This window comes from Xanthomonas sp. NCPPB 901, assembly GCF_056725085.1.
The window spans coordinates 3,032,780-3,046,873 of record NZ_CM161511.1 but is presented as its reverse complement, the minus strand read 5'-3'; the positions used below and the strand labels follow the sequence as shown (position 1 = coordinate 3,046,873).

General features: G+C 69.7%; 11 protein-coding genes. 9 read left to right on the top strand and 2 right to left on the bottom strand.

What is annotated here, in order from left to right:
- Positions 1-125 precede the first annotated feature (125 nt).
- The 4 genes from tgt (at position 126) to secF (ending at position 4,839) form a co-directional block, all read left to right on the top strand.
- Positions 126-1,271: a tRNA guanosine(34) transglycosylase Tgt gene (gene tgt / locus AC1PME_RS12790; protein ID WP_254458371.1), complete on the top strand. Its 1,146-nt coding sequence runs from the start codon at positions 126-128 to the stop codon at positions 1,269-1,271.
- Positions 1,272-1,554: 283 nt separating this feature from the next.
- Positions 1,555-1,899: a preprotein translocase subunit YajC gene (gene yajC / locus AC1PME_RS12785; protein WP_254458370.1), complete on the top strand. Its 345-nt coding sequence runs from the start codon at positions 1,555-1,557 to the stop codon at positions 1,897-1,899.
- A 56-nt stretch (positions 1,900-1,955) separates the two neighbouring features.
- Positions 1,956-3,800, top strand: a complete 1,845-nt coding sequence (secD, locus tag AC1PME_RS12780; protein ID WP_481096061.1) for a protein translocase subunit SecD — start codon at positions 1,956-1,958, stop codon at positions 3,798-3,800.
- 73 nt (positions 3,801-3,873) lie between these two features.
- The gene (gene secF, locus AC1PME_RS12775) at positions 3,874-4,839 is read left to right on the top strand and encodes a protein translocase subunit SecF (RefSeq protein WP_254458368.1); all 966 of its coding nucleotides are present in this window, start codon (positions 3,874-3,876) and stop codon (positions 4,837-4,839) included.
- A 321-nt stretch (positions 4,840-5,160) separates the two neighbouring features.
- Here the strand turns inward: secF and AC1PME_RS12770 are convergent, their stop codons facing one another.
- A complete protein-coding gene (locus tag AC1PME_RS12770; RefSeq protein WP_481096060.1) occupies positions 5,161-7,308 on the bottom strand; it encodes a methyl-accepting chemotaxis protein in 2,148 nt (715 codons plus the stop codon).
- A 496-nt stretch (positions 7,309-7,804) separates the two neighbouring features.
- Between AC1PME_RS12770 and AC1PME_RS12765 the strand changes: the two genes are divergently transcribed.
- From AC1PME_RS12765 to AC1PME_RS12745, 5 genes are all read left to right on the top strand, one after another.
- Positions 7,805-8,806, top strand: a complete 1,002-nt coding sequence (locus AC1PME_RS12765) for a helix-turn-helix transcriptional regulator (protein ID WP_481096059.1) — start codon at positions 7,805-7,807, stop codon at positions 8,804-8,806.
- Between the two features lie 139 nt (positions 8,807-8,945).
- The gene (locus tag AC1PME_RS12760) at positions 8,946-11,048 is read left to right on the top strand and encodes a TonB-dependent receptor (protein ID WP_481096058.1); all 2,103 of its coding nucleotides are present in this window, start codon (positions 8,946-8,948) and stop codon (positions 11,046-11,048) included.
- Complete coding sequence (locus tag AC1PME_RS12755) at positions 11,048-12,223, top strand: PepSY-associated TM helix domain-containing protein (RefSeq protein ID WP_481096057.1); 1,176 nt, start codon at positions 11,048-11,050, stop codon at positions 12,221-12,223. Before AC1PME_RS12760 ends, AC1PME_RS12755 begins: the two co-directional genes overlap by 1 nt.
- Positions 12,220-12,417: a hypothetical protein gene (locus AC1PME_RS12750; RefSeq protein ID WP_307551088.1), complete on the top strand. Its 198-nt coding sequence runs from the start codon at positions 12,220-12,222 to the stop codon at positions 12,415-12,417. Before AC1PME_RS12755 ends, AC1PME_RS12750 begins: the two co-directional genes overlap by 4 nt.
- The gene (locus AC1PME_RS12745) at positions 12,414-13,184 is read left to right on the top strand and encodes a DUF6796 family protein (protein WP_254458363.1); all 771 of its coding nucleotides are present in this window, start codon (positions 12,414-12,416) and stop codon (positions 13,182-13,184) included. The genes AC1PME_RS12750 and AC1PME_RS12745 overlap by 4 nt, the downstream gene beginning before the upstream one ends.
- Here AC1PME_RS12745 and AC1PME_RS12740 read toward each other — a convergent pair whose 3' ends face one another.
- The gene (locus AC1PME_RS12740; protein ID WP_254458362.1) at positions 13,185-14,012 is read right to left on the bottom strand and encodes an inositol monophosphatase family protein; all 828 of its coding nucleotides are present in this window, start codon (positions 14,010-14,012) and stop codon (positions 13,185-13,187) included.
- Between the last annotated feature and the right edge of the window lie 82 nt (positions 14,013-14,094).

Genomic DNA, 14,094 nt, shown 5'->3' with positions numbered 1-14,094 from the left:
CTGGTCGGCACCTCCGGGCGCCGGCCGGCATGCAGAGAGGCCGCTAGGGAATGATGGCATCCGCCGGTTCGGCGCCGGCGGCCCGGCAATGCGACAATGCGCGGCTTACCGACGTTCGCCAGACCATGTCCCGATTGCAGTTCCAGCTCCACACCACCGACGGCGCCGCGCGCCGCGGCCGCCTGACCTTCCCGCGCGGGACGGTCGAGACCCCCGCGTTCATGCCGGTGGGCACCTACGGCTCGGTCAAGGGCGTGCTGCCCGAGCAGATCAAGGCGCTGGGCGCGCAGATCATCCTCGGCAACACCTTCCACCTGTACCTGCGGCCGGGCCTGGACGTGATCGGCGACCACGGCGGCCTGCACGGCTTCGCCCGCTGGGATGGGCCGATCCTGACCGATTCCGGCGGTTTCCAGGTGTTCTCGCTGGCGCACCGGCGCAAGATCAGCGAGCAGGGCGTCACCTTCGCCTCGCCGACCGACGGCGCCAAGGTGTTCCTGGGGCCGGAGGAGAGCATGAAGATCCAGCGCGTGCTCGATTCGGACATCGTGATGATCTTCGACGAGTGCACCCCGTATCCGGCCACCGAGGACGTGGCGCGGCGTTCGATGGAACTGAGCCTGCGCTGGGCGCAGCGCTCGCGCGACGCGCACGACGCGCTGGGCAACGACGCGGCGCTGTTCGGCATCGTCCAGGGCGGGGTGCATGCGGACCTGCGCAGCCGCTCGATCGAGGGCCTGCAGGCGATCGGCTTCGACGGCTACGCGATCGGCGGCCTGGCGGTGGGCGAGCCGGAGCACGAGCGCAACGCCATGCTCGAGCACCTGCATCCGCGCCTGCCGGGCGACCGCCCGCGCTACCTGATGGGCGTGGGCCGGCCGGAGGACCTGGTCGAGGGCGTGGCCCGCGGCGTGGACATGTTCGACTGCGTGATGCCGACCCGCAACGCGCGCAACGGCCACTATTTCACCACGTTCGGCACGGTACGCATCCGCAACGCCAAGTACGAGCGCGACCTGGACCCGATCGAGCCGGGCTGCGGCTGCCATGCCTGCAGCAGCGGCTACACCCGCGCCTACCTGCGCCACCTGGACCGCTGCAACGAGATGCTGGCGCCGATGCTGGGCACCCTGCACAACCTCTGGTACTACCAGAAGCTGATGGCCGACATGCGCGCGGCGATCGCCGCGGGAACCTTTGCCCAGTTCCGGCGGTCTTTCTATGCGGCGCGCGGGGTCGAAGCCACGCCGCTCCCGTCGGAGCAAGGCTGAAGCCCCTCTCCTCCCGGGAGAGGGGGTGGGGTGAGGGTCCGGGCGAAGCCTCGTGTCATTTCGACTGCACCAGGCTTCGCTCGTCCCCTCATCCGCCGCTGCACAGCACCTTCCCCCGAGAAGGGGACCATGGCCTGGCAGTGAGGCGGGGAGCGGGCGCCGCGGCCGTTCCCGGGGGGAGGGGAAGATCGTGGCATAATCGGCGGCTGCTTGTCGCCTCAAGGCAAACCAGCGGTCCGTGCCCCCAAGGGCGGCGGGCTGCCCAAACCATAGGACGCACCCGATGAATCCGCTCGATTTCCTGATCCCCGTCGCCCAGGCCCAGACCGCCGGCGGCACCGCCCCGGCCGGTGGCGGCCTGCAGATGTTCCTGCTGCCGATCATCCTGATCGCGGTGATGTACTTCGTGATGATCCGGCCGCAGATGAAGCGCCAGAAGGAACACAAGTCGATGCTGGACAAGCTCGGCCGCGGCGATGAGGTCATCACCACCGGCGGCGTGGCCGGCGTGGTCACCGATATCGGCGACAACTTCGTCACCATCGAAGTGGCCGACAACGTGCGCATCCGCGTGCAGAAGGGCGCCGTCGGCAATGTCCTGCCGAAGGGCACCCTGAAGTCCGCCTGATCCATTTCTCCTACTGCTAGGCGCGACGCCGGCGTGGCGTCGTGCGGGGTCCCGCAATGCTCGAGTTTCCGCGCTGGAAGTATGTCCTCATCCTGATCGTGCTGGCGTTGAGCGCGTTGTACGCGCTGCCCAACGTGTACCAGAAGGATCCGTCGGTCCAGATCACCGCAAGCCGCGGCGGCAAGATCGACGACGCCCTGCGCGAGCGGGTCCTCGCCGACCTGAAGGCGGCCGGGATCACCCCGAAGCGGGTCGACAAGGAAGGCGACAGCCTGATGGTGCGCCTGCCGAACCTGCAGGCGCAGACCCGTGCCAACGACGTGCTGCGCCAGCAGGTGGGCGAGAACTACACGGTGGCGCTGAACCTGGCCTCGACCGTGCCGGACTGGCTGTCGCGGCTGGGCGGCAAGCCGATGGTGCTGGGCCTGGACCTGGTCGGCGGCGTGCACTTCGCCTTGCAGGTGGACCAGAAGGCGGCGCTGGAAAAGCGCCTGGACGCCTTCGCCGAGGACATCCGCACCACCCTGCGCGACAACCGCCTGGCTTACCGTTCGGTCGAACGCCGTCCGGACAACAGCATCCAGGTGATCCTGGGCGAGGGCGTGGACGCCAGTGCCGCGCGCGCCGCCATCGCCAAGGCGCAGCCGACCCTGAGCTACGCGGTGTCCGGGCAGACCATCGCCGTGACCGTGCCCGACGCCGAGCTGAAGCAGATCGCCGCCGGCGCCATCGAGCAGAACCTGACCACGCTGCGCAACCGCGTCAACCAGCTGGGCGTGGCCGAGCCGATCATCCAGCGCCAGGGCGACGACCGCATCGTGGTCGAACTGCCGGGCGTGCAGGACACCGCCGAGGCCAAGCGCATGATCGGCGCCACCGCCACGCTGGAGTTCCGCGGCGTGGTCGACGGCAATGCCGAGGATGCGGTGCGCACCGGCAACATCCCGCCCGACGCCAAGGTCTACCGCCTGCGCGACAGCGGCGCCCCGGTGCTGCTGAGCAAGCGCGTGCTGGTGTCCGGCGACCAGATGGTCAACGCCACCGTCAGCACCGACCAGAACGGCATGCCGGCCGTGGCGGTGACGCTGAACAACGCCGCCGGCCAGCGCATGTTCGACTACACCAGCGCCAATACCGGCAAGCTGATGTCGGTGGTCTACATCGAGCGCATTCCCACCGTGACCATGGTCGACGGCAAGGAAGTGCGCAGCGTGCGGGTCAGCGAGGAGGCGCTGGCGCCGACCCGCATCGCCGGCGTGTTCGGCAAGAACTTCCAGACCACCGGCCTGGAGAAGACCGAAGCCGAGAACCTGGCCAAGCTGCTGCGCGCCGGTTCGCTGGCCGCGCCGATGGACTTCGTCGAGGAATACGTGATCGGTCCCAGCCTGGGTGCGGAGAACGTGGAGCGCGGCATCACCGCGGTGGTCTACGCGTTCCTGTTCACCCTGGTGTTCTTCAGCGTGTACTACCGCATGTTCGGCCTGATCACCTCGGTGGCGCTGCTGATGAACCTGCTGATCGTGGTCTCGGTGATGTCGCTGTTCGGCGCCACCATGACCTTGCCGGGCTTCGCCGGCCTGGCGCTGTCGGTCGGCCTGTCGGTGGACGCCAACGTGCTGATCAACGAGCGTATCCGCGAAGAGCTGCGCCTGGGCGTGCCGCCGAAGTCGGCGATCGCCGCCGGCTACGAGAAGGCCGGCGGCACCATCCTCGACGCCAACCTCACCGGCCTGATCGTCGGCGTGGCGCTGTACGCGTTCGGTACCGGCCCGCTGAAGGGCTTCGCGCTGACCATGATCATCGGCATCTTCGCCTCGATGTTCACCGCGATCACCGTGTCGCGCGCGCTGGCGGTGCTGATCTACGGCCGTCGCAAGAAGCTCAAGTCCGTGGCGATCTGAGCCGCGCACGCCACCTTCCGCACGACCCCGCGCCGATAGGCGCGGGTTCCAAAAAAACGCAGAGCGGTCTCCCATGAAAATCTTCCCGCTTCACCTGATCCCCAACGACACCAAGATCGACTTCATGCGCTTTCGGCGCCCGACCCTGGTGCTGATGCTGGTGCTGGCGCTGGCCTCGTTCGCGGTGATCTTCGCCAAGGGCTTCAACTACGCGCTGGAGTTCACCGGCGGCGCGCTGGTGCAGACCAGCTTCCAGAAGCCGGTCGACGTGGACCAGGTGCGCGAGCAGCTGGCCAAGGCCGGTTTCGACAACGCGCAGGTGCAGAACGTCGGCAGCGGCAACGAGGTGGTGATCCGCCTGCAGCCGCAGGGCGAGCACAACAACGAGGACATCACCAAGAACCTCGCCGAACAGGTGCGCAAGGCGGTGAGCACGCCGCAGAACCCGGCCACGGTCAAGCCGGGCGAGTTCGTCGGCCCGCAGGTCGGCAAGGACCTGGCGTTGAACGGCGTCTATGCCACGGTGTTCATGCTGGTCGGCTTCCTGATCTACATCGCCTTCCGCTTCGAGTGGAAGTTCGCGGTGGTGGCCAGCGTGACCGCGCTGTTCGACCTGCTGGTCACGGTGGCCTACGTGTCGGTGACCGGCCGCGAATTCGACCTGACCGTGCTGGCCGGCCTGCTGTCGGTGATGGGCTTTGCGATCAACGACATCATCGTGGTGTTCGACCGCGTGCGCGAGAACTTCCGCAGCCTGCGCGTGGAGCCGATCGAGGTGCTGAACCGGTCGATCAACCAGACCCTGTCGCGCACCGTGATCACCGCGGTGATGTTCTTCCTGTCGGCGCTGGCGCTGTACCTGTACGGCGGCGAGTCGATGGAAGGCCTGGCGCTGACCCACATGATCGGCGCGGTGGTGGTGGTGGTGTCCTCGGTGATCGTGGCCGTGCCGCTGCTGTCGATCGGTCCGTTCCAGGTCACCAAGCAGGACCTGCTGCCGAAGTCGAAGGATGTGGAGGCGTTGGCGCGTCGGCCCTGAGGGCGGGGAGTGGGGAATCGGGAATGGGGAATCGTCAAAGCGGGATTTCCTGGTCCTGAAACACGCCCTCCTGCGAACAAGAAAGCCGCGCGGATGCGCGGCTTTTTCTTTGTGCGGATGCGGGGTCTTCCGGCGCGGGCGGGGCGACATCCGCTTTGCGGCAGGAGCGGCTTCAGCCGCGACGCGTTACCGATAGCGCGTCGCGGTTGAAGCCGCTCCTGCCGCGCGTTGGCCGGCCTGCAGCGCCTTCCGGCGTCGCGAGCTGGGTCGTCGATGACGGCCCGCTCCTGCGCGGCGTCCGTGCCGCGCGGGGTGTAACGCCTAGGCCGCGTTGGCGGTGGCGCGGGCGACCAGTTGCGCCACCACCGGGTAGGTCTCGCTGCGTACCTGGAACTGGCCGACGATCTCCACCAACTCGCCGGCCTGCTGTTCCATCGCGCGTGCCGCGGCGGTGGCTTCCTCGACCAGCGCGGCGTTCTGCTGGGTGGTCTGGTCCATCTGGGTGACGGTCTGGTTGACCTGTTCGATGCCGGCCGACTGCTCCTGCGAGGCGGCGGCGATCTCGCCCATGATGTCGGTCACGCGCTGCACCGAGGCCACGATGTCCTGCATTGTCGTGCCGGCCTGCGCGACCAGGGCCGAGCCCGCACTCACCCGCTCGACCGAGTCGTCGATCAGCGTCTTGATCTCCTTGGCGGCGCTGGCCGAACGCTGGGCGAGGGCGCGCACTTCGCTGGCGACCACCGCGAAGCCGCGACCCTGTTCGCCGGCGCGGGCGGCTTCGACCGCGGCATTGAGCGCCAGGATGTTGGTCTGGAAGGCGATGCCGTCGATCACGCCGATGATGTCGGCGATCTTCTTGGAGGCGGCCTCGATGCCGTCCATGGTGGTCACCACCTGGCCGACCACCGTGCCGCCCTGCGAGGCCACCGACGCGGCGCCGGCCGCCAGCTGGTTGGCCTGGCGCGCATGCTCGGTGTTCTGCTTCACCGTGGCGGTCAGTTCTTCCATCGAGGCCGCGGTTTCCTCCAGGCTGGCGGCCTGCTGCTCGGTGCGGCGCGACAGGTCGTCGTTGCCGCTGGCGATCTCGCCTGCGGCGGTGTCGATGCTGGCCGCGGCCTGCTGGATGCGGCTGACCATGTCGGTCAGCTGCGCGACGGTGGCGTTGGCGTCGTCGCGCATCTGCGCGAACACGCCGTGGAAGTCGCCCTGCATGGTGTGGGTCAGGTCGCCGGCGGCGATCGCGCGCAACAACTGCGACAGCGCCGCCAAGTTGGTCTCGGTGCCGGTCATCATGGTGTTGAGGTTGGCGACCATGCCGCGGAAGGCGTGGCGGAAGCGTTGCTCCTCGCCGCGGCGGGAGAAGTCGCCCTGCGCGGCGGCGCGCACCAGCAGGTCGATCTCGTGGTTGATCGCGCCGAGGTTGCGCTTCACCTTGGCCATGGTCTCGGTCAGGATCGCCATCTCGCCCGGGAACTGCTCCAGGTCGCGGCTGAGGTCGCCTTCGGCGTACTCGCCCATCAGCGCGATCACCCGCTGGTTGACCGCGATATGGCTGTGCACCAACGCGTTGGTGTCGCGCACCATGCGTCCGTAGTCGCCCGGGAAACGCGCCTCGTCCATGCGGAAGCTGATCTGGCCGGCGGCATGCTGCCGGGCCATCTCGGTCTGCGCCTGGATCACCGTGCGCAGTTCTTCCTGCATCTGCCGCATGTCGTTGAGCAGCGATGGCGTCTGCGTGCGCAGGCGCACGTCCTGCGACAGGTCGCCGCTGGCGATGCGGCGCACCACATCGGCGGCGTAGGCCGGTTCGCCGCCGAGCTGGCGCATCAGGCTGTTGCGCACCAGCAGGCCGAGCAGGATCGCGGCGACGATGCCGATCAGCATGCCGCCCAGGCTGGTCCACTCGCCGGACTGCGCACGCGCCTCGCTCTCGGCCTTGCGCACCTGCAGCAGCGCGCGTTCGGCGTCCTCGTACTGGCCGATGGTGGCGCGCAGCCCGTCCATCTGCTGCTTGCCGACGGTCTGGAACGCGTCCAGCTGGGCGTCGTCGCTGTCGGCGGCGGTGACGCGCATGTGCTCCACCGCCTTGCGCTTGGTCGCCATGAATTGCGTGTAGTCCTGCATCAGGGTCTGCAGGCGCGCTTGCTGCGCCGCGTTGTCCGCGGTCAGCTGCTTGGACTCCTGCCACTGCGCGCGGAACTCGCGTTCGCCCAGTTCGAACGGTGCCAGGTAGGCCGGGTCGCGGGTCAGCGCGAAGCCGCGCGCGCCGCTCTCGATGTTGAGCAGGCTCACCAGCATGCGGTCGCCGAGGGTGATGACCTTGTAGGTGTGCGCGTCCAGCGCCGCGGCGCTGGTGAACTTGCGGAAGCCGATCAGGCTGGTGATGCCGACCAGCAATAACATGGCGATCACGCCGCAGAAGCCGATTGCCAGGCGCTTGGTGACGGTGAGATGATGAAAAGACACGCGGGATCTCCTGAAGATGCGAGAGAGCGGCGCAACCGGCGTCGTTGCCGCAGGGCCTGCAACGCGAACACGGTTGAGCGGGGGACCTCGGGCAAGATGCCCGCACCTGTATCGGCCGCGTTCCGGGGATCTTGAGGGCGGTTATTGGCTGCGCGCGTGGCGGGCGTAGCGCACAGGCCATGGCCCCGCGCGTAGGGGCCTGGCGTCGCCGTGTTCTACTGAAACGCCGATCAAGCATGAGTGAAGCGCGCGGCGTGCAGGACGTGAGCATGGTGTGAGCGCGCGGCTGGCGGCGCGTCGTGGCGCTGTCGTGTCTGTTGGCCGCTTGCCAGGCGCGCCGGCGCATGTCGCCTACGTTCGCATCTGCTGTCCGGTCGACGCTCGCATGCGTCCAGCGCCGTGCCGAGCCGTCGCGCGACCGGCACAGTTGTGGAATGGAGGCTGCTGCGTATCATTCGCGGCAAACGCGCGATAGCCCCGGGTGCGAGCGACGGCGATGGCAATGGAACTGTGGGACACGCAAGAGCGCTTCACCGCCGAGCGCCTGCTGCAGCGTGCCGCCGACCTCGCGGTGGCGCTGACCCCGATCGACATGTCCGCACGGCGGTTGCGCACTGCGCTGTTCTCCGGGCGCCTGCTCATGTGCGAGGTGCAGCCCGGGCTGATCGTCACCGCCAGCGACGTCCTGTACTTCAAGGGCGACACGGTGCAGTTGCAGGCCGATCCTGCGCTGAGCTGCAGCATCCTGCTCGGCGGCGAAGCGGAGCGGATGCGGATCGATCGGCACGCCGAGGTCTGCAAGCGCCTGGAGCACGCGGTGCTGATCGGCCACGCCCACCGCGTGCGCGTGGAGCGGCCGGAAATCGTACGCGCGCACCGCAGCCGCGATGCCGGCTTCATGCTCAAGCCGGCGTTCTTCGATCGTTTCGGGACGCAGTTGGCCGACGACGGCCTGGCGGGGCTGCGTGCGTTCGCCGAAAGCGACTACCGGACGGCGACGCTGGCGCGTTCGCCGCGCCTGCTCGGCATCGCCAGGCAGATCCTGGACTGCCCGTACAGCGGCCACCTGGGCCGCCTGTTCCTGGAGGGCAGCGCGCTCGCCCTGGTGGCGGAGGTGGCCGCCTTGCTGGCGCAGGAGCATTTGCAGGTGCCGCGGATGGGCAAACGCCGCTACGACCAGGTAATGCTGGCGCGGGCCATCCTCGACGCGCGCGTGGCCGCGCCGCCATCCACGCTGGCCCTGGCCCGGCTCGTGGGGGTCAACGTGACCACACTGCAGGCCAGCTTCAAGCAGGTGCACGGCGTCACCCTCTTCGGCTACGTCCGCGAGCAGCGGCTGCTGATGGCGCGTTGCCTGCTGCAGGAGTGCGACGTCGCCGCTGCCGAGATCGGCCGCCGGGTCGGGTTTTCCAGCCCAGCGGCATTCGCCACCGCCTACCGACGCCGCTTCGGCCATCCGCCGACGGCCGCAAGGCGCGGCACGCGCGCGCCCGGCTGAGCGCAGGGAGGCAGAAATTGCGTGGCGCGCAAGCGCGGTTGCGCCGCGCGAAAGCGCCTGCCACCGCCGCGGCGTTAGCCTAGCGGGAGTCGCCAGCGCCCCTCGTCGCGAGCCAGTCCCCGTCCCGATGAGGTCTTCCATGCTGCCCGCTGCATGCGCGCGCCGTTCCCGGTCCTGTCTCCCCGCGCTGCAACCGCTGCCGCTCGCCTGTGCGGCGATCGCCGGCCTGGCCTGCTTCGGCGCTGCCGCGCAGACGGAGCCGCAGGTGCCGGCGACGCTGCCACGCATCGTGGTGACCGCCGAGAAGCAGGAGCGGGCGCAGCGCGACACCGCCACCAGCGCCGACGTGCTGAGCGAACGGGAGCTGCGCCGGCGCGGCATCGTCAGCAGCCGCGACGCGTTCGCCGACGCGGTCAATGTCGTCTATCTCGGCCACGACAACGCGGCGCCGGCCATCCGCGGCATCGACGGCGCCGGCGCCGCGGTCGGCGTGGATGCCTACTTCGCCGGTTCGCGGCCGCGCCTGGGCATCACCGTGGACGGGCGGCCGCTGAGCTTCAACGAGATCGTCTTCGGCAGCAGCAGCCTGTGGGACGTGCAGCAGACCGAACTGCTGCGCGGCCCGCAGAGCCTGCTGCAGGGCCGCAACGCCATCGCTGGCACCCTGGCGATCAAGACCCGCGATCCGGTCTTCGCGCCCGAAGGCGCGGCGCTGTTCTCCGCCGGCGGTCACGCGCATTACCAGGGCGCGCTGTCGTTCAACGCGCCGCTGGTGGTCGACGAACTGGCCTTGCGCGTGGCCGCCGATGTGCAGCACCACGACAGTTTCTTGTCCTACAGCGGCTACCCGGGCGTGCGTCGCCCCGGGCGCTTCGAAACGCACAACGTCCGCGCCAAGCTGCTGTACACGCCGAAGGCGCTTCCCGGCGTGCGCGAGCTGGTCACCCTGCAGCACACCGATGCGACCGCACCGCAATCGGAGACCACGCAGTTCCCGTACACCTCCCGTGTCGCCAGCACGCCGCAGATGCCGGTGTTCCGGACGCGCGCGAATGCCGTGCTGTCCGACACCCAGTGGCCGCTCGGCGAGCGGCTCACGCTGCGCGGCCTGGCCACCGCGACCGACCTGCACGTCGAGCGCGACGCGTTACCGCGTTCGGGCATCGCCGATCTGGATGCCAAGCAGTACACGTTCGAACCGAATCTTGCGCTGGACCGCGGCGGCTCGGCGTTCAGCGGGCTGCTCGGCCTGTATCTGTTCCGCTCGCGGCAGGACGAGACCATCGACTACCCGTTCGACGAGCGCTTCCACGACCGCGTCGACACCGAGGCGCTCTACGCGCAGGGCACCCTGGCGCTGAGCGAGCGGGTGGACCTGACCGTGGGCGCGCGCTACGAACGCGAGCGCCACCGCCGCGATGGCGGCGACGCCGCCCGCTACATCGCCCTCGACCTCGACACGACCTGGCGCACCTTCCTGCCCAAGCTCGACCTGGCCTGGCATCCGAGCGGCGCATGGACGCTCGGCCTGCTCGCCCAGCGCGGCTACAACGCCGGCGGCGGTGGCGTGACCCTGGGCTACCCGCAGGCGACGATCTACAGCTACGCTCCGGAATACGTGCGCGACCACGAGCTGTACGTGCGCGGCGACCTGGCCGGCGGCAGGCTGCAGGTGAACGGCAATCTCTTTTACGGCGAGTACCGCGGGCTGCAACTGCCGTTCCTGACCAGCACCCAGCCCTACTACCAGTTCGTGATCCGCAACGCGCGGCGCGCCTACAACGCCGGTGCCGAACTGGGCCTGCGCTGGTTGCCCAGTGCGCGCGTCGATGTGCATGCCAGCCTCGGCCTGCTGCGCACGCGCATTACCGACGATGCCGGCTGGGGCACCCAGGGCAATGCCTTCGCCAATGCGCCGCGGGTCACCGGCAGCCTCGGGGCCAGTTGGCACGGTGTCTCCGGCCTGGACCTGAACCTCGACCTGCACCACAGCGGTTCCTACCATTCCGACGTGCAGAACACCCCGCTGGCGCGGATCCATCCGTACTGGCTGGGCCGCGCCAGCGCTGGCTACCACCTGGGCAACGTCTACCTGTTCGCCGGCGTCGACAACCTGTTCGATCATCGCGATCCGCTGATGATCTACGTGTTCGCCAGCGCCGGCGCGTACTCGGCCTACAACACCGGCACCATGCCCGAACCGCGCACCTGGTACGCCGGGCTGCGCGTGGATTTCCGCTGATGCGCGAGGGACCTGCGGCCGCGGTCGGCGCCACGCCCTGGTATCGGCTCAACCTGTGGCTGCACCGCTGGTGCGGCCTGGTGGCGACGCTGCCGTTTCTGGTGCTGTGCCTGAGCGGCACGGTGCTGATCTTCCACGAGGAGATCGACGCGGCGCTGGGCACGGTGCCCGCTGCGCAGGACGCCGGGCGGGCGCCGCCGCTGCCGCTGGCACGTTCGGTGGCGAACGTGCGCGCGGCGTTTCCCGGCGAGCGCGTGCTCAGCATCGGGCTCGACCCGCAAGCGCATCCCGGCGTGGCGATGCTGGTGACCGCGCCGCAGGACGAACGCGGCTTCGAGCACTACCGGATGCGCTACACCCGCCTGGGCGACGCGCAGCCGGTGGCCGACGCGGCGACGCGGCCCAGCGCGACGCTGACCGGCTTCCTGCTGGAGCTGCACGCACACTGGTTCCTGGGGCTGCCCGGCGAGCTGCTGGGCGCGCTGATCGCGCTGCTGGTGCTGATCGCGCTGCTGTCGGGCGTGGTGGTGTACTGGCCGCACGTGAAGAAGGTCGCGTTCGGCCTGTTGCGACGCGGGCGCGGACCGCGGCTGCGGCAACTGGACCTGCACAACACCATCGGCGCCGTGGTGCTGGGCTGGGCGCTGACGGTCAGCCTGACCGGGGTCCTGCTCGGTTTCGGCACGCTGGCGCAGAGCCTGTGGCAGCGGACCGAACTGGTCGCGCTGCAACGCCAGCACGCCGGTCCGGCGGTCGACCGGCTGCAGCCGCCGGTGGACGTCGACCGCGCTCAGGCGGCGGCGTTGGCGGCAATGCCGCGCGGCTGGCACGTGATCTCGATCGTGTTCCCACAGACCGATTTTTCCACCGACCGCCACTACACCGTGCTGGTCGCGGGGCAGGGACTGGACCAGCGGCTGTTCCGGGTGGTGCTGGTGGACGCGGCCAGCGGCCAGGTCGCGGCCGCGGTGGAGCTGCCGGGCTATTTGAAGGCGATCGCGCTGGCGCAGCCGCTGCATTTCGGCGATTACGGCGGCCTGCCGCTGAAACTGCTGTGGACGCTGTGCGCCTGGTTAACGCTGTTCGTCACCGCCAACGGCGCCTGGCTGTGGTGGGACCGGCGGCACCGGCATCGGCGGGCAGCGGCGGCGCGCCAGCGCGGGGACCGGCGATGACCGGCGCGCGGGCGATCGCGTTGCTGTTGATGCTGGCGCTGGCCGCGATGGGCGGCCTGGTCGGCATGCTGCTGGCCGAGGGCGGCCTGGACCGGGTCTGCCTGGCGCTGGCCGTCGCGCCGCTGCTGGTCGGCGCCGGCTGCTGGTGGCGTTGGCGCCGATCCGCGCGCGCGGCGGGGAGGAAGCAGCCGTGAGCGCCGCGGCGCGCACCTGCGATCGGGTGCAGTGGGCGGGCTGGGCCGGCGTGCTGGGCGCGTTGTGCTGGATCGCCGGCGATGTGCTGATCGTCGGCCAGGTCGTGGCGCGGGCGCAGGTGCCGCTGCTGTTCCAGCACTACGCGGCGCAGATCGACGTGGAGATGGCCGAGCGCCTGGTCGCGGTGCCGCATTGGCGCTTGCTCGCCGGCGCATTGCTGCCGGTGTTCGCGCTGCCCTTGTACCTGCTCGGCAACTGGCATCTGTGGCGCGGGCTGCGCCCGGCCGGGCGCGGCTGGGCACTGCCGGCGACGCTGCTCCTGTTCCTCGGCTATGCCTGGTCGCCGCTGGCGCATGCGGCGTTCTACTTCGTCGGTGCGGTGTATCAGGCGCTGCCGGCGACCGATGCGGCCGCGCACCCGCCGCTGCTGGCCTTGGCGGCGGCGTTCCGCCGGGCGTTGCTGATCGTCTATGTGCCGTCGGTGGCCTGCTCGGCGTTGGGCCTGCTGGCGTTCTCCGCTGCCGTGGCCAGCGGACGCAGCGCCTATCCGCGCTGGTTCGCGCTGAGCGGCAATCCGCTGCTGCTCGGCGCGCTCGCCATCGGCGGCCCGCAATGGCTGCATGGGCCGCTCGCCGACGCCCTGAGCGGTGCCGGCTTCAATACGCTGCAATTGCTGCTGTACCTGCAGTCGGTGTGGCTGCTGCGCCGGCGCCGCGCGCGCGGCCGCGCCGGCGTGGCGCCAGCGCGCCGGATGCCGGCCCGCTGATCAGAACTTCGCGTCGAACTCCCCGGCGTAGCCGGTGTTGACGATCAGCTTCTGCAGCGCGTCGCCGACCTTGAGGTTGCCGGCCACCACCTGGAACTGCGGCGGGCCGCGGTCGTCGATGCGGCCGAGGGTGCCGCCCTTGAAATCGGTGACGCGGCCGCCGGCCTCGCGCACCAGCAGCACGCCGGCGGCGATGTCCCAGGCCTTCACGCCGGCTTCGAAGAAGGCGTCGCTGCGGCCGCAGGCGACATAGGCCAGGTCCAGCGCGGCCGAGCCGGTGCGGCGAATGTCCTCGGCCTGCACCAGCAGCGCGTCCACGCACTTGAGCTGGGGGCTGGCGCGCTTGCGCTCGCGCGGGGCGAAGCCGGTGTGGACCATGGCGCCATTGAGTTCCTTGCGCTCGCTGACGCGGATGCGGCGATCGTTGAGCACCGCGCCGTTGCCGCGGCTGGCGGTGAACAGTTCGTTGCGCAGCGGGTCGAAGATCACCGCGTCGACCGGCTCGCCGTTCTCGACCAGGGCGATCGACACGCAGTAGTGCGGGAAGCCGCGCAGGTAGTTGCTGGTGCCGTCGAGCGGATCGATCACCCACATGTAGCGGCCGCCGCCCTGCACGCCGCTTTCCTCGCCCATCACGCCGTACTCGGGGTAGGCGCGGCGCAGCTCCTTGACGATCACCTTCTCGGCATCGGCATCGACTTCGCTGGCGTAGTCCATGCGGTCCTTCTGCACCACGTTCAGCGCCTCCAGGCGGTTGATGTGGCGCAACAGGACGTTGCCGGCGAGGCGGGCGGCCTTGACCATGACGGTGACGGCGGGTTTTTGCATGGCAACGGCTCCCGGGAAGGCGGAGGTGGGTCTGAAGGGGGAAAAGAGCAATCCGGCGCCAAGGCCGGCCGCGCAGTTTACC